22 protein-coding genes are annotated in these 24,960 nt (G+C 60.5%); 10 read left to right on the top strand and 12 right to left on the bottom strand.

The window, feature by feature from the left end; genetic code table 11:
• Positions 1-17: 17 nt before the first annotated feature.
• From sake_RS08900 to sake_RS08870, 7 genes are all read left to right on the top strand, one after another.
• Positions 18-1,250: a hypothetical protein gene (locus tag sake_RS08900; RefSeq protein ID WP_129361026.1), complete on the top strand. Its 1,233-nt coding sequence runs from the start codon at positions 18-20 to the stop codon at positions 1,248-1,250.
• Positions 1,243-2,256, top strand: coding sequence for an HAD-IIA family hydrolase (locus sake_RS08895; protein ID WP_371811893.1), 1,014 nt, complete (start codon positions 1,243-1,245; stop codon positions 2,254-2,256). Before sake_RS08900 ends, sake_RS08895 begins: the two co-directional genes overlap by 8 nt.
• On the top strand, positions 2,253-2,621 hold the full coding sequence (locus sake_RS08890; RefSeq protein ID WP_129361025.1) for a hypothetical protein: 369 nt from the start codon (positions 2,253-2,255) through the stop codon (positions 2,619-2,621). Before sake_RS08895 ends, sake_RS08890 begins: the two co-directional genes overlap by 4 nt.
• Positions 2,618-3,439: a TlyA family RNA methyltransferase gene (locus tag sake_RS08885; protein ID WP_178945849.1), complete on the top strand. Its 822-nt coding sequence runs from the start codon at positions 2,618-2,620 to the stop codon at positions 3,437-3,439. The genes sake_RS08890 and sake_RS08885 overlap by 4 nt, the downstream gene beginning before the upstream one ends.
• 56 nt (positions 3,440-3,495) lie before the next feature.
• On the top strand, positions 3,496-4,440 hold the full coding sequence (locus sake_RS08880) for an NAD kinase (protein ID WP_129361023.1): 945 nt from the start codon (positions 3,496-3,498) through the stop codon (positions 4,438-4,440).
• The gene (gene recN / locus sake_RS08875) at positions 4,437-6,164 is read left to right on the top strand and encodes a DNA repair protein RecN (protein ID WP_129361022.1); all 1,728 of its coding nucleotides are present in this window, start codon (positions 4,437-4,439) and stop codon (positions 6,162-6,164) included. The genes sake_RS08880 and recN overlap by 4 nt, the downstream gene beginning before the upstream one ends.
• Before the next feature lie 63 nt (positions 6,165-6,227).
• On the top strand, positions 6,228-7,925 hold the full coding sequence (locus tag sake_RS08870) for a CTP synthase (RefSeq protein ID WP_305798349.1): 1,698 nt from the start codon (positions 6,228-6,230) through the stop codon (positions 7,923-7,925).
• A gap of 70 nt (positions 7,926-7,995) precedes the next feature.
• Here sake_RS08870 and sake_RS08865 read toward each other — a convergent pair whose 3' ends face one another.
• The 6 genes from sake_RS08865 to sake_RS08840 all read right to left on the bottom strand — a co-directional run bounded on the left by sake_RS08865 (position 7,996) and on the right by sake_RS08840 (position 14,310).
• Positions 7,996-8,616, bottom strand: a complete 621-nt coding sequence (locus sake_RS08865; protein WP_178945848.1) for an ATP-binding cassette domain-containing protein — start codon at positions 8,614-8,616, stop codon at positions 7,996-7,998.
• A gap of 29 nt (positions 8,617-8,645) precedes the next feature.
• Entirely contained in the window at positions 8,646-10,514 is a 1,869-nt protein-coding gene (locus sake_RS08860; RefSeq protein ID WP_178945847.1) for a hypothetical protein, read from the bottom strand.
• A 213-nt stretch (positions 10,515-10,727) separates the two neighbouring features.
• Positions 10,728-11,003 carry a lactococcin 972 family bacteriocin gene (locus tag sake_RS08855; protein WP_197964422.1) on the bottom strand — a complete coding sequence of 92 codons (276 nt, stop codon included), beginning with the start codon at positions 11,001-11,003 and terminating at the stop codon, positions 10,728-10,730.
• Positions 11,004-11,150: 147 nt separating this feature from the next.
• Positions 11,151-11,942: an ABC transporter ATP-binding protein gene (locus tag sake_RS08850; RefSeq protein WP_197964421.1), complete on the bottom strand. Its 792-nt coding sequence runs from the start codon at positions 11,940-11,942 to the stop codon at positions 11,151-11,153.
• Entirely contained in the window at positions 11,939-13,972 is a 2,034-nt protein-coding gene (locus tag sake_RS08845) for a hypothetical protein (RefSeq protein ID WP_178945845.1), read from the bottom strand. Before sake_RS08845 ends, sake_RS08850 begins: the two co-directional genes overlap by 4 nt.
• Positions 13,973-14,031: 59 nt before the next feature.
• Positions 14,032-14,310 (bottom strand): lactococcin 972 family bacteriocin, encoded by a 279-nt coding sequence (locus sake_RS08840; RefSeq protein ID WP_178945844.1) that lies wholly within the window; start codon positions 14,308-14,310, stop codon positions 14,032-14,034.
• Between the two features lie 233 nt (positions 14,311-14,543).
• On the opposite strand from sake_RS08840, the gene sake_RS08835 reads away from it, so the two are divergent.
• On the top strand, positions 14,544-15,239 hold the full coding sequence (locus sake_RS08835; RefSeq protein ID WP_178945843.1) for an NUDIX hydrolase: 696 nt from the start codon (positions 14,544-14,546) through the stop codon (positions 15,237-15,239).
• A complete protein-coding gene (locus tag sake_RS08830) occupies positions 15,232-16,230 on the top strand; it encodes a site-specific tyrosine recombinase XerD (RefSeq protein WP_178946312.1) in 999 nt (332 codons plus the stop codon). Before sake_RS08835 ends, sake_RS08830 begins: the two co-directional genes overlap by 8 nt.
• 64 nt (positions 16,231-16,294) lie before the next feature.
• On the opposite strand, the gene sake_RS08825 is transcribed toward sake_RS08830, so the two are convergent.
• The 6 genes from sake_RS08825 to sake_RS08800 form a co-directional block, all read right to left on the bottom strand.
• Positions 16,295-17,104, bottom strand: a complete 810-nt coding sequence (locus tag sake_RS08825) for a family 1 encapsulin nanocompartment shell protein (RefSeq protein WP_129361015.1) — start codon at positions 17,102-17,104, stop codon at positions 16,295-16,297.
• 77 nt (positions 17,105-17,181) lie between these two features.
• On the bottom strand, positions 17,182-18,222 hold the full coding sequence (locus tag sake_RS08820) for a Dyp-type peroxidase (protein WP_178945842.1): 1,041 nt from the start codon (positions 18,220-18,222) through the stop codon (positions 17,182-17,184).
• 202 nt (positions 18,223-18,424) lie between these two features.
• The gene (locus sake_RS08815) at positions 18,425-19,570 is read right to left on the bottom strand and encodes a bifunctional 2-methylcitrate synthase/citrate synthase (protein WP_178945841.1); all 1,146 of its coding nucleotides are present in this window, start codon (positions 19,568-19,570) and stop codon (positions 18,425-18,427) included.
• Between the two features lie 49 nt (positions 19,571-19,619).
• A complete protein-coding gene (prpB, locus tag sake_RS08810) occupies positions 19,620-20,543 on the bottom strand; it encodes a methylisocitrate lyase (RefSeq protein WP_129361012.1) in 924 nt (307 codons plus the stop codon).
• Entirely contained in the window at positions 20,544-22,064 is a 1,521-nt protein-coding gene (locus sake_RS08805; protein WP_178945840.1) for an MmgE/PrpD family protein, read from the bottom strand.
• Between the two features lie 47 nt (positions 22,065-22,111).
• On the bottom strand, positions 22,112-22,777 hold the full coding sequence (locus tag sake_RS08800; protein ID WP_129361010.1) for a GntR family transcriptional regulator: 666 nt from the start codon (positions 22,775-22,777) through the stop codon (positions 22,112-22,114).
• A 245-nt stretch (positions 22,778-23,022) separates the two neighbouring features.
• On the opposite strand from sake_RS08800, the gene sake_RS08795 reads away from it, so the two are divergent.
• Positions 23,023-24,954, top strand: a complete 1,932-nt coding sequence (locus sake_RS08795) for a propionyl-CoA synthetase (protein WP_129361044.1) — start codon at positions 23,023-23,025, stop codon at positions 24,952-24,954.
• Positions 24,955-24,960: the final 6 nt, after the last annotated feature.

The following is a 24,960-nucleotide window of genomic DNA, read 5'->3' as shown; positions in this document are numbered from 1 at the left end:
AATAGAGGAGAACGAGCTTGGCTGAGGACGACCGCAGGGATTCATATCGCGGGGATAGCCGCAACCGGAACCGAGGGTCCGAGCGCGGCAGCTTTGATCGCAAGGGCGGCAACAACTATCGCGGTCGCGACGGCGGACGAGACGGTGACCGCGAACGTCGCTTCAACGATCGCAAGCCCTACGACCGCTCCGATCGGGACCCGCGCCGTCGAGATCAGGATCCTCGTGGCCGCTTCGAGCGGGACCAAAGGGATCAGAAACCGGCACGTGAGGGTTACCGCCCCGCCCGTCCCAAGGCCCCGGAAATCGATGAAGAAGTCACCGGGCGCGAACTCGACAAAGCCGTTCTCCGCGAACTGCACGTCCTTGAGAAGGACAACGCCGAAACCGTGGGCAAGCACTTGGTGATGGCAAGTCAGTACCTCGAGGTGGACCCCGAATTCGCTCTCGAACATGCGCAGGCCGCGGTTCGTCGCGGAGGGCGTGTGGCCGCGGTGCGTGAAGCCGCAGCGATCGCAGCCTACGTAGCGGAACAGTTCGACGTTGCGCTGCGCGAATTGCGGACTCACCGGCGCATGACCGGATCCAACGAGCACATCGCATTGATTGTCGACGCCGAGCGCGCTCTGGGCCGGATCGACAAAGCGCTCGAAACATCGCAGGACCCCAGCCTGACGGACCTGACGGGGGCGCAGAAGGCAGAACTGGCCATGGTTGTCTCCGGAATCTATCGGGACAAGGGCGAGCTGCAGAAGGCCAAGGCCGCCCTCGAGATTCCCGAGCTCAACCGCAAGAAAGCTTTTTCCTACAGCCCCCGCCTGTTCAGCGCATACGCCGACCTTCTGGAGGAGATGGGGCAGGCCAAGGAAGCCAACTCGTGGGCCCGTCTGGCCACCATCGCCGAAGCGGCCTTGGGCCAAGGCCAGTTCGAAGAACCCGAAATCTACGAGATTGAGGTCCTGCCGGACGAAGAACCCGCTGCGCAAGATCCTCGCTCGGATGAGGAAGGAGTTGACCTGGCCGAAGCCATGATCGAGCAGAACGAGACCTCGGCACCGGGCCCCAGCGACGAGTTGTCCTCCCCGGACCACGAGGAACTGACCCCCGCGGGTGGGCCCAACCGCGATCCGGAGGCGGTGGAAGAGGTCAGAGACGAATCCGTTGAGGACGGGGACGTCGTGGAGGAAGACGTGACCGGACAGGACCCGGAGACCGAAGCCGTTCAGGAACGCCGAGGAGAGGATGACTAGCCTGTCCATGAGTGCACTGATTTCCAGTTTTGACGCCATCCTGTCCGACTTGGACGGTGTGGTCTATGCCGGCCCCCATCCGATCGACGGCGCTGTGGATTCCCTTAACCGCGCTGAGACCGAGGGGGTGTCTGTCGCCTACGTGACCAACAATGCGTCTCGCTCCGTCGAGGCCGTGGCCGAACATCTGAACTCGCTCGGGTTAACGACCGATGGCGAACACGTGGTGAGTTCGGCTCAGTCGGCGGCCCAGTTGGCCGTTGATCAATTGCCCGACGGAGCCACCGTAGGTATCTGTGGTTCCGAGGCTCTGGCCGAGTGCGCGCGGGCTGCGGGGCTGAAAGCCGTTGGGTTGGACGAGTCGCCCCAGGCTGTCCTGCAGGGTTTCGACCCCGGCCTCGGATGGCAAGACCTCGCGAATGCCGCTTATGCGTTGGCTTCTGACGAGGTTCTGTGGATTGTGTCCAATACGGACATGACGATTCCGAAGGAGCGTGGGATTGCACCAGGCAACGGGACTTTGGTTCACGCTGTTTCCGTGGCCACTCGTCGGGAGCCTTTCGTCGCAGGCAAGCCGGGGGCGAAGATTTTCCAAACTATCGTCGATCGGCTGGGAGTCGAGCGACCCGTCGTGGTCGGGGACCGGCTGGATACGGATATTTTCGGGGCCCACCAGGCAGGGTTGCCCAGCATTGCGGTGATGACCGGAGTCCAAAGCATGGAAGACCTGGTCAACGCCCGTACCGCGGAGCGGCCTACCTATGTGCTGAGCAACCTTCGTGAACTGTTCGAGGAATACCGCAACCCCCAGATCGAGGTACGAGGCCACAGCGCGGTCGCCGTGATCGACGACGTCGCACGTGCCGTCGCGGAGGGGGCGACCCTGCGTATCGAGACGACCGCGGGTTCAACTCAGCTCCTTGCCTGGCGAACCGCCATGGCCGCGTGGTGGACCGCGCACCCGGACGAGGCAACCGCAACCCGCGCGGAGATCCAGTGGGCATGAGCGAGTGGACCGAGCAGACGAACCCGGAGAACCCCGAAGGGACGGATTCCGACCCTCACGATTCCGTAGGGGAGCAGGAGCGCGAATCCGGGGCCGATCAACGAAGCGCAGAGAGACTCGAGCAGCAGACCGCCTCCCTTGATGCATTCGCTCGGAACGGGACCCCGGAAAACCTGGGGGCGATCCTGGATGCGCTCGACGATGCCCCGGCAGAGGAACACGCCGTGATCTTCGATCGGTTGCACAATGAACTCCGGCGACTCCTCGATCAGGACCCGTCGGCCTTGCCGCAGGGTTTGGTCGACAATTTTTCCGCTCGGGATTCCGATACGGAAGAAGACGACGCCTCGGAAAAGTTCGCGTGAGACTGGATCGCCAGCTCGTTGACCGGGGAGACGCACACTCGCGCACGGTGGCCGCGAGGTTGATCGCAGAGGGACGGGTTTCGGTCAACGGAACGGTCGTCGTCAAAGCTTCGCACGACGTCCAGCCCGAAGATGAAGTCCTCGTGGCCCTGGGCGCCGGCCCTCAATACGTGAGCCGTGCCGGGCACAAACTGGCCGGTGCGCTCGCGGCGTTTCCAAGCATCGTTGTCCAGGGACGTCGGTGTCTTGATGCGGGTGCTTCGACCGGCGGATTCACGCAGGTCCTGTTGGAAGCGGGCGCGAGCCACGTAGCCGCGGTCGACGTAGGGCACGGCCAGCTGAATCCGCTCATTCGGGATGACCCGCGGGTGGAGCCCATCGAAGGCCTGAACGTCCGGAATTTGCGGCCCGAGCACATCGGAGGTCAAGTCGATCTGACCGTGGGTGATCTCTCTTTCATCTCATTGACCCTGGTCATTCAGCCATTGGCCGATGCAACCGTTTGGGGCGGTGAATTGATCCTGATGGTCAAACCGCAATTCGAGGTCGGCAAATCGAAACTCGGCAAAGGCGGTGTCGTCCGCAACGACACGGATCGTGCGGCCGCGATCCAGAAAGTGCGTGACTGCGCGCTCGAAGCGGGGTTGGATATTGCCGGTGAGCAGCCCTCGCAATTGCCCGGCCAGGACGGCAACCGCGAATATTTCTTGCATCTGAGGAAGCCAGCCTTGGGGGAGAAGGCCCGGGGAGTCTCTGGGACGAATCTGAGTGCTGGGGCCGATATGAGCTTAAAGTGTCAGGACCGTCGCCTAATGTAGAACTACGGATTCTCCCACGAGAGCCATACCCGTCTCGATCGGAAGGCACACAATATATGAGTCGCAAGATCCTCTTATTCGCGCACACAGGCCGCGCGGAAGCCACCGCCGCAGCGACTCAGGCATGTGTTCGGCTCAGGGAGGCGGGTCTGATACCGGTGATGAGCCGCAGGGACCTGGAAATCCTTCGGGGGACCGAGGCCGAATCCGTGGGGGTCCAGGTCATCAATGAGAACGTCGCCCTCGATGACATCGAGCTCGGCGTGGTTCTGGGCGGAGACGGTTCCATTCTGCGCGCCGCAGAAATCATTCGGCACACGAATATCCCACTGATTGGCGTGAACCTGGGACACGTCGGTTTTCTGGCGGAATCCGAGCGCAGCGACCTCGATGAGGCCGTGGACCACATTGTCAACAGGACCTATACGGTTGAAGAACGCATGGCGATCGACGTCCTGGTGTGGAGCCGAGGCCAGGTTCTGACCCATACCTGGGCCCTCAACGAAGCCTCGATCGAAAAGGGCAACCGCGAGAAAATGGTTGAGGTGGTGATCGAAGTCGACGGTCGTCCCTTGAGCACCTTCGGGTGTGACGGTGTCGTGCTGGCCACTCCCACGGGCTCGACAGCGTACGCGTTCTCCGGAGGCGGACCGATCGTCTGGCCCGAGGTCGAGGCCATGCTGATGGTTCCTTTGAGCGCCCATGCCCTGTTCGCTCGGCCGCTCGTGACGGCTCCTTCATCGACCATGGCCGTGGAACTCTTGCCGACCAACGGACATTTCGGGGTCCTGTGGTGTGACGGCCGTCGCACGACCGAGCTTCCTCCGGGATCCCGGATCGAGGTCCGTCGTTCGGAGAAGCCCGTTCGGCTGGCCCGGATTCACCCGGCACCGTTCTCGGAACGTTTGGTCAAGAAATTCGATCTTCCGACCCGCGGTTGGCGGGGACCGGTACGGCGTCACGGCACATACCCCGAGCAGGAGGAGGCTCAAGGATCATGATCGAAGAGATTCACATTCGCGATCTGGGCGTCATTACCGATGCGACCTTGCCCCTGGGCCCGGGCCTGACGGTTCTGACCGGCGAGACCGGCGCAGGCAAGACCATGGTCGTCACGGCCCTCGGCATGCTACTGGGCGCGCGCTCCGACGCCGCAGCGGTACGCTCGGGAGCCAAATCAGCGTTATCCCAGGCCGTCGTGAGACTTCCGGTCGGACACGCGGCGCTCGCCCTCACCGAGGACGCGGGGGGAGAGGCCCACACCATCGAGGCGGATGCGTTCGCCGACAAATTGCCTCACGAACTAATCCTTTCCCGGACGGTCAATGCCTCAGGTCGTTCTCGGGCGACCATTGGAGGGGCCGCCGCGCCGATCGGGGTGTTGTCCCGTGTGGGCGAGACCTTGGTGGCCGTACACGGTCAGACGGACCAGTTACGTCTTCGATCTGCCGAGGCACAACGCACCGCGCTGGACTCCTACGCCGGGCCCAAACTTGCCGAGGCTCTCGAGACGTATCGTTCGAATTACGAGGAGTACCGGTCCTCGGCGCGAGAGCTCCGGGAGGTCAGGGAAAATGCTCGTGCTCGAGCCTTCGAGGCGCAAAGTCTGAGTCAGGCTCTCAAGGAGATCGACAGCGTCAAACCCCGGCCCGGGGAAGAAGAAGCCCTCGACGCGGAATCTGCCAGGCTGACCAACGTCGAGCAACTGCGGACCGCCGCCGAGACTGCTCAATCCGCTCTGGTCGGCGGACACGATGCTGACCTCGAAGCTGTCACGGTCTCCGTCCTTTTGGACTCCGCTCATCGAGCGCTGGCCCAGGAGGCGGACGAGGATGCGGCCCTCGCGGCCTTGACCAAAAGAGTCCGTGAACTCATGATTCAGGCCGCGGACATCGGCGAAGAGCTTTCGGGGTATCTATCGGACCTGAACGCCGAGGGCCCGGGGCGACTGGGAGAGGTAGAGTCGAGGCGCTCCGCGCTGAAGAAGCTGACCCGCAAGTATGGGGCCGACATCGCAGAGGTTCTTCAGTGGGCCGAGACCAACAGGGCACGTTTGGAACAGCTGACCGATGATCCCGCGCGCTCGGAGGCCCTAGAGGAGAAGCTCAGGACCCTCCGCCGGGATATGGAGCAGCAGTCGCTCGAACTCATGGAATTGAGACGGGGTGCGGCCAAGAAACTGGCCAAGGCGGTCTCTTCCGAGCTGAAAGCTTTGGCCATGCCGAACGCGTCCCTCGTCGTGGAGGTTTCCGAGGCGGAGAAATTCGGCCCCGACGGCAAAGACGTCATCGCCTTCAAGCTGGCTCCTCATGAAGGTGCCAGCCCCAGGCCGCTCGGTAAGGGAGCTTCAGGCGGCGAGCTTTCTCGTGTGATGCTCGCTCTCGAGGTCGTCCTGGCCGAGGTCGACCCCGTCCCGACTTTCATTTTCGACGAGGTCGACGCCGGCGTTGGTGGCAAAGCGGCGGTGGAGATCGGAAAGCGGCTCTCGCACCTCGCTCAACACGTCCAAGTCTTGGTGGTCACGCACTTGCCGCAGGTTGCGGCCTATGCGGATCGTCACGTACTCGTCCTGAAATCCAAAGACTCAACTGTGAGTGAAGTCAACGTGCTGAATGCTGAAGAGCGGACCATCGAGTTGGCTCGTATGCTGGCCGGCCACGAGGATTCGGAGGCGGCGAGGGCTCACGCGAAGGAACTTCTGCAGGACGCCGAGCAGCTGTCATAACCCAAACCCGCTCATGCGCAGGCGGCCGGCGGACAAGATTCCACGGTTCGCGGCGACCCTCTCGTGATAGGCTTGAATTCCGTGGTGAACGATACTCAGACATCCCCGGCAACTTCCCAAAACGACGAAAAAATAACCCGCCAGATCTTCGTGACGGGCGGTGTCGCATCGTCCTTGGGAAAGGGCCTGACGGCATCAAGCCTTGGTCGCCTCCTGCGGTCCCGTGGTCTTTCCGTGACCATGCAGAAACTGGATCCTTATCTCAACGTGGATCCGGGAACCATGAATCCCTTCCAGCACGGCGAGGTCTTCGTCACCGACGATGGCGCCGAGACGGACTTGGACATTGGGCATTATGAGCGGTTCCTCGACGAAAACCTGGACGCTTCCGCCAACGTGACCACGGGTCAGGTCTACTCGACCGTGATTGCCAAGGAGCGCCGCGGCGAATACCTTGGGGACACGGTTCAGGTCATCCCTCACATCACGGATGAGATCAAATCTCGTATGCGGCGCCGAGCCACGGGTACGCCCGAGGCTCCCGACGTCATCATCACTGAGATCGGTGGCACCGTCGGCGACATCGAATCCCAGCCCTTCCTCGAAGCGGCCCGTCAGGTACGCAGGGACGTCGGACGCAAGAACGTTTTCTTCCTGCACGTTTCTTTGATCCCGTACATCGGGCCCTCGGGGGAGCTCAAGACAAAGCCGACCCAACATTCGGTTGCGGCGCTGCGCGGACTGGGCATCATTCCCGACGCTCTGGTGCTGCGTTGCGTCCAGGACATCCCGGAGCCGCTCAAGGCCAAGGTCGGCGGCGCGTGCGACGTCGATACCGAGGCCGTGATTTCGTGCCCGGACGCACCGAGTATCTATGACATCCCCAAAACCCTGTTCAACCAGGGTTTGGATTCTTACGTTCTCGATTACCTCGGTCTGGAGTGCGCCGAAGCCGATTTCGAGGAGTGGGACAAGCTCCTGAAGGTCGTTCACGAGCCGACCCACGAGGTCACGATCGGTCTTGTCGGAAAATACATCGACCTCCCGGACGCCTACCTTTCGGTATCCGAGGCTTTGCGAGCGGGCGGTTTTGCCAATGACGCCAAGGTCAAACTCAAGTGGATCGCTTCGGATCTGTGCTCGCAGCCCGAAGGGGCGGCCCACCAGTTGGGAGACGTCGACGCGATCTGCGTTCCCGGAGGCTTCGGGATTCGAGGTTTGGAAGGCAAACTCGGTGCACTGAAGTATGCCCGGGAAAATTCAATCCCCGCGCTGGGTCTTTGCCTCGGGCTACAGTGCATGGTCATTGAGTACGCGCGGAATGTGGTCGGGCTCGAGGACGCTTCCTCAACGGAATTCGATCCGGAAACGTCGACGCCGATCATCGCGACCATGGAAGAACAGAAGCAGTTCGTCGAGGGTGCCGGAGACCTGGGTGGCACGATGCGTCTGGGTCTCTACCTGGCCAAGTTGGTTGAGGGTTCGGTCACGGCCGGAGCATATGCGGCAACCGAGGTCGAGGAGCGCCACCGCCACCGGTACGAGGTCAACAATGCTTATCGCGAAGACCTCGAGAAAGCCGGCCTGGTCATTTCCGGCACGAGCCCGGACGGGCGTCTGGTCGAGTTCGTTGAGCTTCCCGCTTCCGAACATCCGTTTTATGTCTCGACGCAGGCCCACCCCGAGCTGCTTTCTCGTCCGACGCGTTCCCACCCGCTGTTCAGGGGGCTCGTTGCGGCGGCCCTCGAACGAACCAAGTAGGCCGGCCCGCAAAAGCAAAGAACCGCCGTCTCCCGGGCACGGGATGACGGCGGTCCTTCCTCGTGCAGTTTCAGGCTTGGTTGAGGGCCGCGAACTGTTCCACGTCCACGATGCGGTCACAGAACTCAGCGACCGTAGGGTCATGGGTTGCGATAACGGCACACGACCCCTGGTCTGTCAGCCGACGGATGCACCTCAAGATCACGTGTCCGTTCGCCGAGTCCAGGGAGCCTGTGGGCTCATCCGCAAGGATCAGCGAAGGCCTCTTGACCAGGACCGCTGCCAGAGCAACCCTCTGCTGTTCGCCCCCGGACAGGCGGTAGACCTTGCCCTTCTCCCTGCCCGCCAGACCGAGATCTCTCAGCACTGTTGAAATATCCGAGGTGACGGGTCGGCGTTTTCGGGGCATGCTTCGGAGCGGATCGACGATATCCTTCTCGACCGATTCCAATTCGACGAGGGCGAAATTCTGGAATAAGTATCCGAGGTGATCCCTCCGAAACCGGCGTCTGACAGCCCTTGAGGCGGGGTGCACGCCGATGTCACCGATCGTGACGGGCCGGGTCAGCGCTCCCCTGCAGTTGAGCAGCGTCGTCTTCCTGGAGCCCGATGGGGCCACGATCGCGACCATTTCGTGTGGTTCGGCCAATATCTCGAGTCCGTCCAAGATGAGCCTCCCGCCGAGTTCCATGTGCGCGGACTCGACTCGAAGGCAGGAGCTTACTGAATTCTTCCTCTCTCTTGAATGGCACGGCGAGCGAAGATAACGATCCCGCCACTTGAGAGCAGGAGGACGACGGCGCCCACAATCAGACCCGCTGCTGACATGATTTCGATGTACGTTCTGACTTCCGCGGATGACTTTGCAATGAGGGCCATGGGATCCATGGCGTGCTGAATCAGGAGCCAGGTAAAAATGGGTATCGAGAGCCACACGGCCCCCAACCCGGAGAGGGCAGGCCACGCAGCCATGAGCGGACGCCAACCGAAGAGCTGTCTTCGGAAGAGCTGGTCCTTGCGGGCCGCGGCGTAGGTCGCTGCGAAGGCCAGACATGAGAACGCGACCAGCACAGCGTAGACCACGATCGCGAAACCCGTGGCTTGAAGGTTCACGATCGTCAGTTTGAGTGCGTGTGCCTGATGGGCCAACCCTGGCGACATCGGCGCGACGTAGTGTTCCGCCGCGGACCCGCGTAGCCGGCCTGCCGCGGCCTCACTGTCTTCCAGGAGGACGCCGCCGAGGGTCACCCACGAAGTGAGCGGACTGGGGTCGTCGATCAGGACCTGATCTGGCACGACCACCACGATGGGGTTTTCGGCGAATTCGCGTTTGAAATTGTCCAAATCCCCATGGGTGAAGACTTCGCCCGTCGTATCGGTGGCCGAAATTTTTAGGTTTTGCAGATCCACACCGGGAATAAGAGCATCCGCTGTCAGGTCCTCGGACGGTGCGCCGCGGGGTATGAAGGCCTGGGTCGTCTTCGACCGTTCCACGTCCTCGACCACGATGCGATCGGATACCCCCTGGATTTCGTGATACCTAAGGTATTTTGGGTTGACGTAGACGATCGGGTAGCTGGACTCGACGACGGCATCGGCATTCTCATCCCGTTGCCTGACATCCGAGTAGCTGATGATGACGTTCCTTTGCTGAAGCTCCGAGGCCAGCCAATCCTTAATGGGCTTGTCCTCGGCTTCGCTCCAGGTAGACCCTGCGACGGGAAGAAAAGCGGCCATGGGCGTTGCCTGCCATCGCTCATGGGCTCGGCGGTGCGAGTCCGCGAGACCATAGTCCTCGGACCAGGAACTGATCGATGCGAGAAGAAGTACTACGCAGCTGACTTCGAGGAGGCAGAGCAGCGCGTACAACGATCTGACGGGTCTCTTACCGGTCAACGTGGCAGGAACCGGAACTCGGCACAATAGCCCCAGCGCGCCGAGCCTGCACGCGAGTGCGGTGGCGATGAAGAGCGCGGTGAATGCGGCGTAAACGGCAAGGTAGATGCCGAATGAGGCGAGCCCGTTGTAGAAGTACAGAGCAACGCCAGCGACTCCGGCGGTGGCCAAGCAAGCCGCAATAAACGGGATCGCCCCGGATCGAAGATCACGACCAAGAATCCGCGAGATTGACCATCCGGCGAGCCGTAGGCGCGCAATTCTCTTGGAATCCACCAAGGTGGTAGTGAAGGAGAAGCACGAAGCCGTGATGAGGCTGGCGGAGAATGCCAACGACAAGGGCGAGCCGGTGTTCCGCTCAAGAACTTCTCTGGGTGAGTAGATTTCGTACTGTTGCACCTTGTATCCAGGTGTGCCGAGCTCATCGGCCAGTCCCTTCATTGACTGGGCATCACCGTAAAGAAAATAGAAGGAACGGGGGTCATTCTCCGAATCATTCCACGGCTTCACGGTGACCACGTATCCCGGGTTGAAGGGAGAATACCCGTTGTCCAAAAGTCTCTTTGAGTGATGCTCGGGATTGGTGATTAGGAGCTGCAATTCCGCCCCGCTGGCGGGCGATTCTGGGTTGTCCAGAAACTTGGCGATATTGAGGTGCCGGGTTCTAGCCTCATCCTTCAGCTTACGGATCAACTCTGGATTGTTCGCCGGAGTTTTGCCCTCCGGATCATTGATATCTGTAGCAATCCACAGAACGTGATTTGCGATAAGAGGCGCATCAGTTTCGCAAATCCAGAGTGGTGCGAAGGAAAAGATGGCCGCCGCCAACGGTGCGAAAAGCAGAGTGAAGAATCTTCGCAGAAAATTCATGGGTGAGCTACTGACAATTTCGATGGACTAGGAGATTTAGCAGTAATTCCAGTACGCTTTGGTGCCTCTACGTGCCCTCGGTGCAGAAGCCATGGCCCATTGTCTGCTGGGCGCGGTGACCCTGACAGTCTTCTTTCCTACCGCCGTGGCACCGTGGCAAGAGTTGGTGTGCCAATAGTTCGACCAGACGTGGTGAATGTCGACGCCGTTCTCCCATTTTCCGCCCCCTGCCCACTGCCACGCGCTTGCCTGTGTGAGCGATCCGACCGCAATGAAAAGGGCTGCGCCGATCGAGCATATTGTTCGTTTCACAATGCGTCTCCTATTCTATGTAAAATCAAAGCGGTGACTGGATTGTAATGCATGAAACGGGAGAGTAGAAGATTCATTTCTGGCGAGTGTAGAAAAGTCGCTTCAAACATAGTTCCATAAGCTATTATTTTGTATTAGATCCCTAGGTCAGCTAAAGGTTTTCTCCTGCCCCGACGGATGCCCCGCACTCGTCCCGTGGAGGGCAACTCCCGGGCGCCCTCGTTCCGGCGGTAGCCTGGTTTCTACGTCATGAATGGGCGTCCACGTCACACATGAATTCATGTACCCCTCGGTGAAAGGATTGAGATCGACCACGCGGTCACAGAACTCAGCGACCGTAGGGTCATGGGTTGCGATAACGGCACACGACCCCTGGTCTGTCAGCCGACGGATGCACCTCAAGATCACGTGTCCGTTCGCCGAGTCCAGGGAGCCTGTGGGCTCATCCGCAAGGATCAGCGAAGGCCTCTTGACCAGGACCGCTGCCAGAGCAACCCTCTGCTGTTCGCCCCCGGACAGGCGGTAGATTTTCTCCTCCTCCCGACCTTTCAAGCCAACATCGCTGAGCGCCTGTGCGATCGTTTCCTTGTCAGGCCGTCGTTTCCGCGGTAGGGCCCGGAGAGGATCCCAAATATTCCGCTGCACGGTCTCGGTCTCTACGAGGGCGAAATTCTGGAATAAGTATCCGAGGTGATCCCTCCGGAACCGGCGGCGGACTGCTGCCGACGCGGGGTAGACCACATCGCCACTGATGGTGAGGCTGCCCGCGTTGAGACGCGATAGGGCTCCGAGACAGTTCAGTAGCGATGTTTTCCCCGACCCGGATCTGCCGACGACTGCAACGATCTCACCGGATTCGGCAGAGAAGTTGAGGTCGCTCCAAATGGTGTGGCCTCCGACGGTGAAGCGTCCAGAGTCTAAGCGGAGATACGAATTCACTGAATTCTCCCTTGTTCTTGGATGACGCGGCGGGCGAAGTAGCTGATGGCGCCGCATGACAGGGCAAAGAGCATGGAACCCCACAGGCACCCTGCGAATGTCATGAACCTGATGTAGGAATCGTTGGTCGCCGAAGACATCCTGACAAGAACCATCGGGTCCTCGGCACGCATGATGAGGGCCCCGGTGAACACGGGTACCGAGCACCACGCGAGCGACTCGGCGATCAGAGCCGTTCTTGCCGCAGAGAACCGTCGCCAACCCGAAAGTTCACGACGCAGCAGGCGATCCTTTTGCGCCGTGCAATAGGCAGCGGCGAAAGCGATACAAGCAAATGCGGCCACGGCCGAATAGACCAGAATCGCGAAACCCGTAAGGTTCAGCTGGGAAAGCGATACTGTGAGCCCATGGGATTGCAGCGCCTGTCCGGGAAGGACCGAGGCAACATAGTGATCCGCTGGGGAAGAATGCAAACGGGGAATCGCCTCGTCCCCATTCAACAGTAAGAGACCCCCTCCGGTGGCCCATGAATACAGAGTATTCGGACTTTTAATCAGTACCTCATCCGGGATATACACCACAATGGGATTTTTAACGAATTGCTCGGTGATACTTTGCACATCTCCATAGGTGAAAACGTCTCCAACCTCCCCCGCGGGCAGAACCCTCGCGTTTTCGACCGAATTTTCAGGGACTCCAACGGGGAGCAAAGACGTTGTAGCCAAATAGCGGGGGTCTATTCCTTCCGGGACGAATGCCAAAATGGTTTCATTGCCGTTTCTTTTACCGGATTCGATTTGTTCCGAGATCCCCTGAATAGTGTGATGTCTCAAGTATTCAGAGTTGATGTAATGGATGGGAACGCTCGATTTCGGAATTCCATTCTCGTCCATATCCTGCTGATACACGTCGGCCTGGCTGACAATCAGGTTCGAGCGGGAGGCTTCTGAGGCCAACCATGTTCCTATGGACTCTTCCGATCCGCCTCCCGATGTCGAACCGGTCACGGGGATAAAGGCGGCGTGGGGGGTCTTGTTCCACTCGTTGTGAGCCCGGACATGCGAAGTCACGAGCCCGTAGTCAGTGAACCATGCGCTGACCGATCCGATGACCAAGAAGATGCACGATACCTGGAGAAGAAACAACAGCGTGTAAATCAACCGTGCGGGTTTTCTTCCTTTGAGTGCCTCGGGCACCGGTAAAAGAGAAAGCAGAGCGAGAGCGAGGAGTCGCGATGCGATGATGCCGGTCAGGTAGACAGCCATAAGCGCGGCACTCACGGCAAGATAGATGTCGAATGAGGCGAGCTCGTTGTAGAACCAGAGTGCAATGCCGGCGGCGCCAAAGACGCCGAGGGCGCCTACCCCGCACGGAAGGACCCCGTCGCGAATATCTTGAATGACTATGCGCCACACGGGCCATCCCGCGAGTCTGAATCGAGCATTCTTCTTGGACTGGGCGATTGATGCCGCGAAAGTTGTACAGAATACCGCGACCAAGGACGATAAGAGTGCAAGAGTCAAGGGCGAGAGCCCGTAGACCCTGACAATATTCGACGGCGAATACAGCGCGAATTGGGTGATCGTGTACTCGGGTCTTTGCAAGGAGTCGGCCAGCCCTCGGATCGAGGCGCGGTCGCCGAAAAGCAAATAGTATGCGCGCGGATCCTCTGCCCGGGACTTCCACTCCGTCACGTCGACTCGGTAGTCAGGGTTGAAAGAACGGTACCCATCCTCGAGTAGCCGGCGCGAGGAATCATCCGGGTTGGTGACGAGTAGCTGCAGTTCCGCCCCGCTGACGGGCGACCGACGGTTGTCCTGGACCTTGGCAATATTCAGGTGCCTGATCTGGGCTTCTTCCTCGAGTTTTTGCGTAAGCTCAGGATCGGATTCCGGAGTCGAGGCCGCGGTGTCGCCGAGGTTCGTTGCGATCCACAGGACTTGATTCGACCGGATCGGGGAATCTGTCTCAATGCTCCACAACGCGGCGAAAGCGAAAATCGCGGCCATGAGCGGGACGGAAAGAAACACGAAGAATTTTCTCGGAAAATTCATGTTAGCGAAAACCGGGGCCAGAGAACGCATGATGTTCAGCAATGGTCGTAGTAGGCCTTATTGCCTCCCCAAAACTTGCGTTTTGCTGAGGCCTTGGCCCACACGCCTTTGGGTGCGGTCTTGTGGTCCCTCCACTGCCCCACGGCCGTAGCGCCGTGACAACGGCTGGCGTGGAAATAATCCGACCACACGTGGTGAATGTCGACGCCGTTCTCCCATTTCCCGCCCCCTGCCCACTGCCACGCGCTTGCCTGCGTGAGCGATCCGACGGCAATGAGAAGGGCCGCGCTAATTGAGCATATGGTTTGTTTCACAATGGGACACCTTTCATATGTAATATCAAAGCGGCGACATGATCGTAATACATGACACGGCATCGCCGATGACACTTTTCTGGCGAGTGTACGGAAAGTTGTTTCGGAAATAATTACATAAACTATTCTTTTGCGTTAAATCCCCAGGTCAGCAAAAGGTTTTCTCCTGCCCTCGGTGGTGTCCCTCGGAAGGCAACTCCGGGGCGCCCTCGCTCCGGCGGTAGCCTGGGGGCATGACTGCATCCCACGACGAGACCAAGACCCCCAACCTTTCGACCATCGGGCTGCCTCAGGACAGGGTCAATCCGCGCAAGCTCATTTCCCGCGAGACCGCATTCGAGGGCCAGATCTTCGACGTCGTCCGCGAGAGAATCGCACTCACCGAAGGCGGCCACGAGCTCGTCCGCGATTACATGCGGCACCCCGGCGCCGTCGCGATTGCCGCCCTCAACGAGGACAACGAAATCCTCTTGATCAACCAGTACCGCCAGCCGGTGGAAATGAACATGTGGGAGATCCCCGCGGGCCTCCTCGACGTCGAGGGCGAATCTCCTTTCGCCGCGGCCCAGCGCGAGCTCGCGGAAGAGACCGACCTCAAAGCATCGACCTGGCACACTCTCGCCGAATTCAACAATTCGCCGGGATGTTCCACCGAAGCGAACCGTATTTTCCTAGCCCGCGGAATCGACGACGTCGCGGAAAAGGATCTGACCGAGCGCACAGACGAGGAGGCAGAGATCGTGAAGAGATGGTTTCCCATAGAAGAAGCCGCCAGCGCCGTACTGTCCACTGGTCTGCACTCACCGACGGCCAATATCGCAATCCTCGCGGCCTGGGCGAGTATTCAACGCGACCACGCCGATCTGCGTGACCCGGAAGAGCCCTGGCCGGCACACAAAAACCTGCGTGAGTCGAATTCCGGTGAGTGAGCAGGAACTCCCAACGGGCCTCGATCGTCCCGTCCGTCGCTATCTCCAACATCTCACCGTGGAACGCGGGCTGTCAGACAACACGCTGACCTCGTACCGCCGTGACATCGACCGGTACCTGAGCTTCCTCGTCAGTCAGCGGCACGTGAGGGAACCTCGTGACATCACCACGGAGGACGTGCGGGATTACGTCCAATACCTGGCCCGCCCCAAGACCGACGGCGGATGCGGTCTTTCGACCCGCAGCGTTGCACGTGGCGTCGTCTCGGCCAGGGGCATGCACAAATTCTGGTTAATCGAGGGCCTTGCGGAGCACGACCCCGCCGATACCGTCACACCGCCCAGTGCAGGGGAGCGCCTTCCCAAGGCATTGCCGGTCGAAACCGTGACCAGAATACTTGAGGCCCCCGACCGGGAAACGCCTGCTGGGCTTCGCGACGCCGCACTCCTGGAATTCCTGTACTCGACGGGCGCACGAATCTCGGAGAGCATCGGCGTCGACCGGGACGACCTGTCCTCAGATTTCGGCCCGGACGGCCGCGATGTCCGGAGGGATCCGAACGGCGACCCTGTGGCGGGCGGCGTCGTGCGCTTGCTCGGCAAAGGGGGAAAAGAGCGTCTTGTGCCGGTGGGCTCCTACGCGCACGAGGCCATATCCGCTTACCTTGTGCGAGCCCGTCCGCTCTTTGCTTCCAAAGGAAAGGGCACTCCCGCGCTCTTCCTCAACGCGCGCGGAGGGCGCCTGACCAGGCAAGGAGCCTGGCTCGTTCTCAAGAAGGCCGCCGAACGTGCACATATCACCGCCGAGCTGTCCCCTCACACGCTTCGGCACTCCTTCGCGACGCACCTGATCGAAGGCGGCGCGGACATTCGGGTAGTCCAAGAGTTGCTCGGCCACTCATCGCTGACCACCACGCAGATATATACCAAGGTCACCGCCGACACCCTCCGCGAGGTATTCCTCACGAGCCATCCGCGCGCACTCGGCTAGGGGCTACGCCAAACGGCCTCTAGGCGAGTGAGATCGCTCAGGGGCCGTTGCTGCCGTCGGTACTTCAGCGGGAGAGCGGAACGGACGCCTCATCTGAGGCCACGCGGAAGGCGAAGGACTCTTTCAGGTACAGATTGACGTTCTCCGAATCGTGAGAGTCATAACCGATCGACAGGTCGACTCCCAGGTGCAGTTCGAAGTCTCCGCCGCGCTCGCTGAGCACGAGTGCTCCATTCAGAGCGGGAGCCCAGATGATTTTGCCCTCGTCCTTGAGCACGCGCTGAATGTGTTCGAGGATTGGGTAACCGTGGTCCGTTGTCTCGGAAATCTTGGTGTACAGCTCAGCGGAAACGACCAGGGTGTACGGGCCTTCGACGCCGACCAATCGCAACCTCGTCAAGGCCTGCGCAACCGCTTCGGGGAACTCCCGGACTTCGTCAGGAATTGAGATCGATTCGTTGGAACTGGAATCGACCAGGCCCGTCATCCCCAAGGAATCGTTGCCGTGGAACACCACGGTATCCTCGGCCGCGGCAACCGTGGTCGCGGCGTCCTTGACCGGCTGCCAGTCGGAATCGACGGAGCCACGGAGGACGTCGTCGACCGCGGAACGCGTGACCGTGAACGGAACCTTGACCTCGAGAACGGGAATGATCTCCCGGCTGACGGTCTGGGCCCCGGGAACAATGTCACGGCTGTGCTTGAGATGCCCCGTCCCAAGCGAAGAAAACTCGGCTCCTTTAGCCTCGGGCATGTCGACGACGCGGCGGCCGGCGATATTGCGTTTGAACGTGCGGGCGGCCTCTTCCTCGATTTCGGCCCAGGCCGCCGAGGAGACGGGTGCGAGTTCGCGGTGAAGATTGTTGACGGTCATGACTTCTCCTTCCAGCACCGGTTCCTTCCGGTGCAGCACCCGCCCTTCGGCAGGCGTTCGAGGGTGTGATGAGGTGGTCAGTCTTTGAGGCTCCCGATATTCAGGCTCGCGGGTGCGTTGTCTTCCGAAAATTCAGTGCCGGATTCAGGGGCGGGCTCCTCGACGTAGTCCTGCTGTTCCTCGCCAGCCGCTTCGGCGAGGGAATCTATCTCGTCGAGCAGGTCGATGCTCGGAATGAAGAACAAAGCGCCCGTCTCGGCGGTGGAGAAGTCGAGGATTCTGTCGTAGTTTCCGGGAGGGTCACCGAGAAACATATTCTGCAGCATCTGCTCCGTCACAGCCGGGTCCTTGGCATAGCCAATGAAATAGGTCCCCATGTTCCCGCTGGTGAAATCCCCGAACGCCATATTGAATCGGAGAATGTCCAGGTCGTTGCCGTCCTCGTCGCTCACATCGTTCAAAGCCAGGTGGGAGTTGGTGGGCTTGACGTCGTCCGAGAACTCGACGTCGTCCGATTTGGTGCGCCCGATGACCCGTTCCTGTTCTTCGACGCTGATCGAATTCCAGGCCTGCAAGTCGTGCAGGTACTTCTGGACGTGGACGTAACTTCCGCCGTTGAACTGGGGGTCGTCGTCGATGAGGACCGTGTCGTACGCGTCTCGGCCTTCCGGGTTTTCGGTGCCGTCTACGAATCCCAGCAGATCCCGCTCATCGAAGTACTTGAAGGACTGGACCTCGTCTTCGATCACGGTGTGATTCCCCAACCGATTCATGAGTAGCCGAGCTAGTTCGAAGCACATATCCGGTGTCGCTCCACGAATATGGAACAAGAGATCACCGGGTGTGGAGGGCGCCTGATGCGGGTCACCGTCGAGCGCTTCGAAAGGATGAAGATGCGCGGGTCTGGAAGCACCGGGGAAAAGACGATCCCAAGCGCGCGATCCGATACCGACGACGTTGAGAAGATCCTTGTCCGGATACCGGAAACCTACCGATCTTGTCAGCCCGGAAATCTCAGGTAGAAGGTCCCGTACGGCGTCTTCCGAGCCGCGATTGATGGTCAGGGTCAGAAAGATCGCGGTTTTGGGCGGCCGGGCGACGATTTTCTGGGTCACCATGAACGGATCACTCTCCTCACTGTGTGTGCCCTCACTCTAAACCCGTTGGGGTCGAACCCTCGATCAAAACCCCGCCTGACCTTGATCAACGCCCAGTCCGCGGGCGGTCGACGATGCAATAAGCCGCGGTGCGCACGCAAGACACGAAGATCTCGCATGCGCGCCACGGCTCTCCTCACACCCGGTCGTGCGGTTCAGCCCATCACTTCTCGACGTGGCGTTCGTTCGGGCCGTTGTAATCGGACAGCGGGCGAATCAACGAGTTGTCGGCCAGCTGTTCCATCACATGTGCCGTCCAGCCTGTCATGCGAGCCGCCACGAAAAGTGGGGTGAAGGTCTGGGTATCAAAACCCATGAGGTGGTAGGTCGGCCCAGCCGGGTAGTCAAGATTGGGTTTGATGCCTTTGGCCTCGTCCATGGAGTGGGCGAGACCGTTGTACAAGCCGAGCATTTCCTCTCGACCGAAGTACTTGATCATGTCGGTCATGGCGTCCTGCATCGTGGGAACGCGAGAATCGCCGTTCTTGTACACGCGGTGGCCGAATCCCATGACCTTCTTCTTCTGGGCCAGTGCGTCGTCCATCCATTCCTTCGCGCGCTTCTCGGCGTCCTCTTCGGACTCGTCCTTGCGAATGCCGATCTCGTCGAAGGTGTGCATGACCGCCTCGTTCGCACCGCCGTGCAACGGTCCCTTGAGGGCGCCGATCGCTCCGGTGATGGCCGAGTGGAGGTCGGACAGCGACGAGGCGATCGTCCGCGCGGTGAACGTCGAGCAATTGAACGAGTGCTCGGCGTACAAGACCATGGATACCTGGAACGCCTTCTTGACTTCCGCGGCGGGGACTTCGCCGAAGGTCATGTAAAGGAAGTTGTCACAGTAATCCAGGTCTGCGCGCGGCGCGATGAGCTCTTCTCCGCGTCGGCGCCGCTGATCGTATGCGACGACGGCTGGCATGACGGCGAAAAGCTTTTTCGACTTCTCAAGATTGGCTTCCTTGGAATCCTCTTCCGAGACAGGATCCTGTGCGCCCATCACGGACACCGCGGTGCGGCAGACGTCCATGGGATGACAATTCGTGGGCAGTGCGTCTATCACGGCTTTGAGCTCGGGGGAGAGCTCCCGGTGGGAGGCTTCGAATTTCTTGAATTCCTCGAGCTCTTCGGCGCCCGGCAACTCTCCGGTCCACAGGAGCAGAGCAACCTCTTCGAAAGAGCATTTCTCGGCAAGTTCCTGCACCGGGTAGCCCCGGTACAAGAGCGAATTGGAATCCGGGTTGACCTTGGAAATCGCGGTTACGTCCGCGACGACGCCGGCCAGACCCTTCTTGATGTCGTCCTGAGTGGTCATGTGATTCTCCTTCGAATCGGATCGCCTGTGATGTGCAGGTGCGTTACGGCTACTGGAACCGTTCAGGCACCTCGAAATTGAAAATGCCAGTGTCGAATGTGTTGTAGGCCTCATAGTCGACCAGATCGTAGAGCCGTTGTCTGGTCAGCATCTCATCGACGGAAGCCTCTTGGGTACCATGACGGTCGATATCCTCGAGGACCCGCTCCATCGCGCCCAAAGAACTGCGGAGCAGCGTCACGGGGTAAATGATCAGATCGACACCCGCATTGCCGAGTTCTTCCGTCGTATACAACTTGGACTTGCCGAACTCCGTCATATTCGCCAGGACCGGTACGTCCACGGCGTTCCGCACGGCCTCAAATTCGCCAAGGTCCTTCATGGCTTCAGGGAAGATCGCGTCCGCACCGGCGTTGACGAGAGCTTTCATACGATCGATCGCAGCATCCAGACCTTCCACCCCGCGAAGATCGGTTCTGGCCATGATCAGGAAGTTCTCATCCCGGCGTGCTTCCGCGGCGGCACGAATGCGCTTGACCGCGGTGTCCTCGTCGACGATGTTCTTGTTGTCGAGGTGCCCGCATCGCTTGGGGTTGAACTGGTCCTCGATGTGGCAACCCGCCAGGCCCGCGTCCTCGAGTTCCTGGACTGTCCGAGCGACGTTCATGGGTTCTCCAAAGCCGGTATCGGCGTCGACGATGGCCGGCAGATTGGTCATGCGAGCGATCTGGCCCGCCCGATGGGCAACCTCGCTGAGGGTCGTCAGCCCGATATCCGGGAAGCCCAGCTCATTGGCGAGAACCGCTCCGGAAATGTAGACGCCGTCGAAGCCCTTTTCTTCGATCAATCTGGCCGAGATCGGGGTGTAAGCACCGGGAAATTGCTTGATGGTTCCGCCGTTGCGCGGGCCCTCCGCCAAGGTCTTGCGCAGGTTGACGCGTTTCTGGGCGGCAGTGGTTGAGGGGTACAACATTCAGAACAGTCCTTTCGAACCGGTTTTGAGATCTACGGAAGCGGTGACGTTCAGGGCGTCCAAATCTCCGGCGTCGAGACTCGAGAGGTTTTCCGCGGCTTGAATGAAGCGGTCGAGCTCGGCGTCCGCGACTGAACCTTCCGCGAGTGCCCGCAGTTTGCCGATGTATTGTTCGCGGGCGAAGGGGCGGGCACCCAGTGGGTGGGCATCGGCGACGGCGATCTCTTCGGTCAGTACGGTTCCGTCAGTCAACGTGATCTCGGCGCGGCCGCCGAAGGCCTTCTCTTCCGGATCCAGCGAGTGATAGCGGCGCGTCCACTCCTGGTCTTCTTCCGTGGTGACTTTGTTCCACAGAGCGACGGTCTCTCGACGGCCGGCACGCTCGGAATCGTAGGAACGGTTGTGGTCCCATTCGCCGTCCTGGAGGGCCACCGTGAAGATGTAGGGGATCGAATGGTCCAGGGTCTCGCGGGAAGCCTTCGGATCGTATTTCTGGGGGTCGTTGGCCCCCGAACCGATCACGTAATGCGTGTGGTGCGAGGTGTGCAGAACGATCGATTGGACCCTCTCCGGATCTGCGATCTCGGGATGCTCTCGGTGCAGCTTACGAGCCATGTCGATCCACGCCTGGGCCTGGTACTCGGCCGAATGTTCTTTGGTGTAGGAGTCCAGAATCGCACGCTTCGCCTCGCCCCGTTCGGGAAGGGGGACTTCGTAGGAAGCATCCGGACCGTCGAGCAACCAGGCGATGACACCGTCTTCGCCCTCGTAGATCGGTACGGGCGAGGTCTGTCCGCGCATCGCACGGTCCACCGACTCGACGGCCATCTTCCCGGCGAAGGCCGGGGCGTGGGACTTCCACGTCGAAATCTCGCCCTTGCGCGACTGCCGGGTCGCAGTCGTCGTATGAAGGGCCTGTCCGACAGCCTGGAAGATCGTTTCCGTATCCAGCCCCAGCAGCGTTCCGATTCCGGCCGCGGCAGACGGACCCAGGTGGGCCACGTGGTCGATCTTGTGCTTGTGCAGACAGATTGCCTTGGTCAGGTCGATTTGGATTTCGTAACCGGTCGCGATACCTCGAATAAGGTCGCTGCCGGAACGATTGGCGTGCTGGGCCACCGCGAGGATAGGGGGAATGTTGTCACCGGGGTGAGAATATTCTGCCGCCAAGAACGTGTCGTGATAATCCAGCTCGCGCACGGCTACACCATTAGCCCAGGCCGCCCATTCGGGGGAGACCTTGGACCGAGAAGGATCGATTCCGTAGATCGTTGACCCGGAGCCGTTGGGACCGGGTCGATGGGTCAGCGCCTGGTCACGAGCGGCGATGATAGGACCCCGGTTTAGCGATGCGATAGCCACCGAGGCGTTGTCGAGGATTCGGTTGATGACCATGTCCTCGACCTCGGGGTCGATCGCCACCGGATCGGAAGCGACGCTCGCGATCTTGTGGGCCAGTTGATCCTCACGGGCCAAATTCTCTTCGCTTCGGTATACACGGACGTGTTGGTTGACGGTCACGAAAATGTCCTCTCTTCCTCGGTCTAGGTCTTGTGTTGGGTTTCGGTTCAGGCGGCGCTGTCGCGTTCGCCCTCTTGTTCGGGTACCGCGTCGAGGATTGCCTTCAACGCGTTGGACAGGTGGACACGGATTGCGGCTTGGGCCAGTTCTACATCGCCCGCGGCGATGGCGCGTGCGATGGCAGCGTGTTCGTGGGCGGCGGCCATGAGGCGGCCTTCGTTGCCCTTCGACAATTTCCGTACGCGTCCCAGATGGGTGCGCAGTTGTCTTTGGGCTTGGGCAAGGTACGTGTTCTGCGCGGCCCTGTCTATCTCGGCGTCCATCTCCTCGACGAGGAGATAGTAAGAGCTGCGGTCGGCGTCGTCGTCGACGAGGAATACAGCGGCTTCCTCGAGGCGATATGCGAGCGCATCGAAGGTCCCTGGATCGCCTTTAACGGCAGCGAGGGCTGCGGCTCGCGTTTCCAGTGCGGTCCGTAGCTCGAACATCGCGCGGACGTTGGTCACGGACACCGGTGTGACAATGACGCCCCGTCCGGGACCGGGTTCGACCAGGCCGTCGGACATCAGCCGGGAAAAGGCCTCGCGGACGGGCGTGCGGGAGACCCCCAGACGCTCGGCCTGCTCGACCTCATTCAGGGTGGTCCCCGGTTCCAGATGCCATTCGATGATGTCGGTGCGCAGGAATTGATACGCCCGTTCGGAAGCCCTCATGAACTCATCTCCCTGACCAGTGACTGGTTGACCTCTTCCCTCAATGTATACAGAACCAGGTGGTTAGGTGCAATATTCGAGAAGTTTCCGCATAATTTTTCGAGATTTCCAGGATTTTGTATACATAAGCTTGTCATGTGTGAGTCAGGACACTACGTTGGTGGCAATGTTCCGCGACTCGTGGGGGTGACCCCGGGGTGCTGAACTCTCAACTGCAACGGAGCAAACGTGAGGAAACCGGTGAGATGAGCACGACCTACCGTGAAACCTTCGAACAAAGCGTTGAACAGCCCGAAGAATTCTGGCTTGAAGCGGCCAGGGGTATCGACTGGGTGACCACTCCGACTCGTGCCCTCGACGAGTCCCGGCCTCCGATCTATCGGTGGTTCCCCGATGGTGAACTCAACACGTGTTTCAACGCCGTGGACCGCCACGTTGACGCGGGCCGAGGAAATCAGGTCGCTATCCGCTACGACTCGCCCGTCGCGGATGCGCAACAAGACATCACCTACGGCGATTTGTTGGAACGCGTCAGCAATTTCGCGGGAGCGCTGACCGCCAGAGGCGTTTCCAAAGGCGACAGGGTTCTGCTGTACCTGCCCATGATCCCGGAATCGCTCGTCGCCATGCTCGCCTGTGCTCGGATCGGTGCAGTCCATTCCGTGGTTTTCGGTGGATTCGCTCCCGCAGAACTCGCCACGCGCATCGACGACTGCGAGCCCAAAGCCATCGTGACGACGAGCGGCGGAGTCGAGCCGAAACGTCGCGTCGAGTACATACCTGCGGTCGAGGAGGCCTTGGATCTCGCTGAGCATTGTGTGGGGACGGTGATCGTCAAGAAACGCGAGGGCTTCGAAACGTCGGTTCAGGACGCAGGTCAACGTGCCGAGGAATCCAAAGGCAGCCAGCCGACATGGGTCGACTGGGACGAGGCGGTCAGGGCGGCCGATCCCACTGATTGCGTGACCGTCACGGCGACCGACCCGTTGTACATCCTCTACACCTCGGGAACCACTGGTTCGCCGAAAGGGGTCGTCCGGGACAACGGCTCCCACGCCGTGGCCCTCCGGTGGTCCATGCAGAACATTTACGACGTCGGCCCGGGGGAAGTCATGTTCACGGCCTCCGACGTCGGATGGGTCGTGGGCCATTCCTATATTGTCTACGCGCCGTTGCTCACGGGGGCGACCACGGTCCTCTACGAAGGCAAACCGATAGGGACCCCGGATGCGGGGGCGTTCTGGCGCGTCGTGGAAGAATCGGGCGCCAAGGTGCTGTTCACCGCTCCGACGGCTATTCGAGCGATCCGGAAAGCGGATCCCGCGGGCGAATTGGCCGACAACTACGACCTTTCATCCCTGGAAACTCTGTTCGTAGCAGGCGAGAGGCTCGACCCGGAAACGTACCGGTGGGCGAGCGAACTGCTCGGCATCCCGGTCGTCGACAACTGGTGGCAGACCGAAACCGGTTGGCCGATCGCAGCGAATCCTCGCGGCCTGGAACCACTGCCCCTCAAGTCGGGCTCACCGAGCGTTCCGGTCCCGGGCTACAACATTGCCGTGCTTGACCCGGCCGGCGAACCCGTGGAAGCCGGAGTCGAAGGCAATATCGCCTTGCGCTTGCCTCTGCCTCCGGGCACTCTGCCGACCCTCTGGGGCGACGACGACCGTTTCATCTCCTCTTACCTGACGGCTTTCGACGGATACTACGCGACCGGTGACTCGGGATACCTCGACGAAGACGGCTACGTCTTCGTGATGGGAAGAACCGACGACGTCATCAACGTTTCCGGACACAGGCTCTCGACCGGGGCCATGGAGCAGGTCCTCGGAGCGCATCCGGCAGTCGCCGAATGTGCCGTGATCGGCGTCGCAGATCCCCTCAAGGGGCAAAGACCGTCCGGTTACGTGGTCCTCAAACAGGGCGAGGACATTTCCGAGGAAGAACTCGCCCGAGAGTTGGTCGGCATGGTCCGGACCAAGATCGGTGCGGTCGCGGACTTTAAAGAAGTTCGGGTGGTCGAGGCTCTGCCGAAGACACGCTCCGGGAAGATCCTTCGCAAGACCATGCGGCAGATCGCGGACCAGGAGGACTACAAGGTTCCGTCGACTATCGAGGACATGGCAGTTCTGGACGACCTCCGCGGAATCCTGACCCACGAGGGCTCGGGCAACTGACGTACC

This window comes from Kocuria sp. TGY1127_2 (genome assembly GCF_013394385.1).
In the GTDB taxonomy this organism is placed as follows: Bacteria; Actinomycetota; Actinomycetes; order Actinomycetales; family Micrococcaceae; genus Rothia.
Note: the sequence above shows the minus strand (reverse complement) of the source record. Positions and strands in the feature narration are given on the sequence as shown.

What these genes read in the sequence shown, in the direction of transcription:
- sake_RS08795 (WP_129361044.1), top strand. Translation starts at nt 23,023, where the DNA reads ATGAGCACGACCTACCGTGAAACCTTCGAACAAAGCGTTGAACAGCCC.
- sake_RS08825 (WP_129361015.1), bottom strand. Translation starts at nt 17,104, where the DNA reads ATGACCGTCAACAATCTTCACCGCGAACTCGCACCCGTCTCCTCGGCG.
- prpB (WP_129361012.1), bottom strand. Translation starts at nt 20,543, where the DNA reads ATGTTGTACCCCTCAACCACTGCCGCCCAGAAACGCGTCAACCTGCGC.
- sake_RS08890 (WP_129361025.1), top strand. Translation starts at nt 2,253, where the DNA reads ATGAGCGAGTGGACCGAGCAGACGAACCCGGAGAACCCCGAAGGGACG.
- sake_RS08880 (WP_129361023.1), top strand. Translation starts at nt 3,496, where the DNA reads ATGAGTCGCAAGATCCTCTTATTCGCGCACACAGGCCGCGCGGAAGCC.
- sake_RS08815 (WP_178945841.1), bottom strand. Translation starts at nt 19,570, where the DNA reads ATGACCACTCAGGACGACATCAAGAAGGGTCTGGCCGGCGTCGTCGCG.
- sake_RS08865 (WP_178945848.1), bottom strand. Translation starts at nt 8,616, where the DNA reads ATGGAACTCGGCGGGAGGCTCATCTTGGACGGACTCGAGATATTGGCC.
- recN (WP_129361022.1), top strand. Translation starts at nt 4,437, where the DNA reads ATGATCGAAGAGATTCACATTCGCGATCTGGGCGTCATTACCGATGCG.
- sake_RS08800 (WP_129361010.1), bottom strand. Translation starts at nt 22,777, where the DNA reads ATGAGGGCTTCCGAACGGGCGTATCAATTCCTGCGCACCGACATCATC.
- sake_RS08895 (WP_371811893.1), top strand. Translation starts at nt 1,243, where the DNA reads ATGACTAGCCTGTCCATGAGTGCACTGATTTCCAGTTTTGACGCCATC.
- sake_RS08820 (WP_178945842.1), bottom strand. Translation starts at nt 18,222, where the DNA reads ATGGTGACCCAGAAAATCGTCGCCCGGCCGCCCAAAACCGCGATCTTT.
- sake_RS08835 (WP_178945843.1), top strand. Translation starts at nt 14,544, where the DNA reads ATGACTGCATCCCACGACGAGACCAAGACCCCCAACCTTTCGACCATC.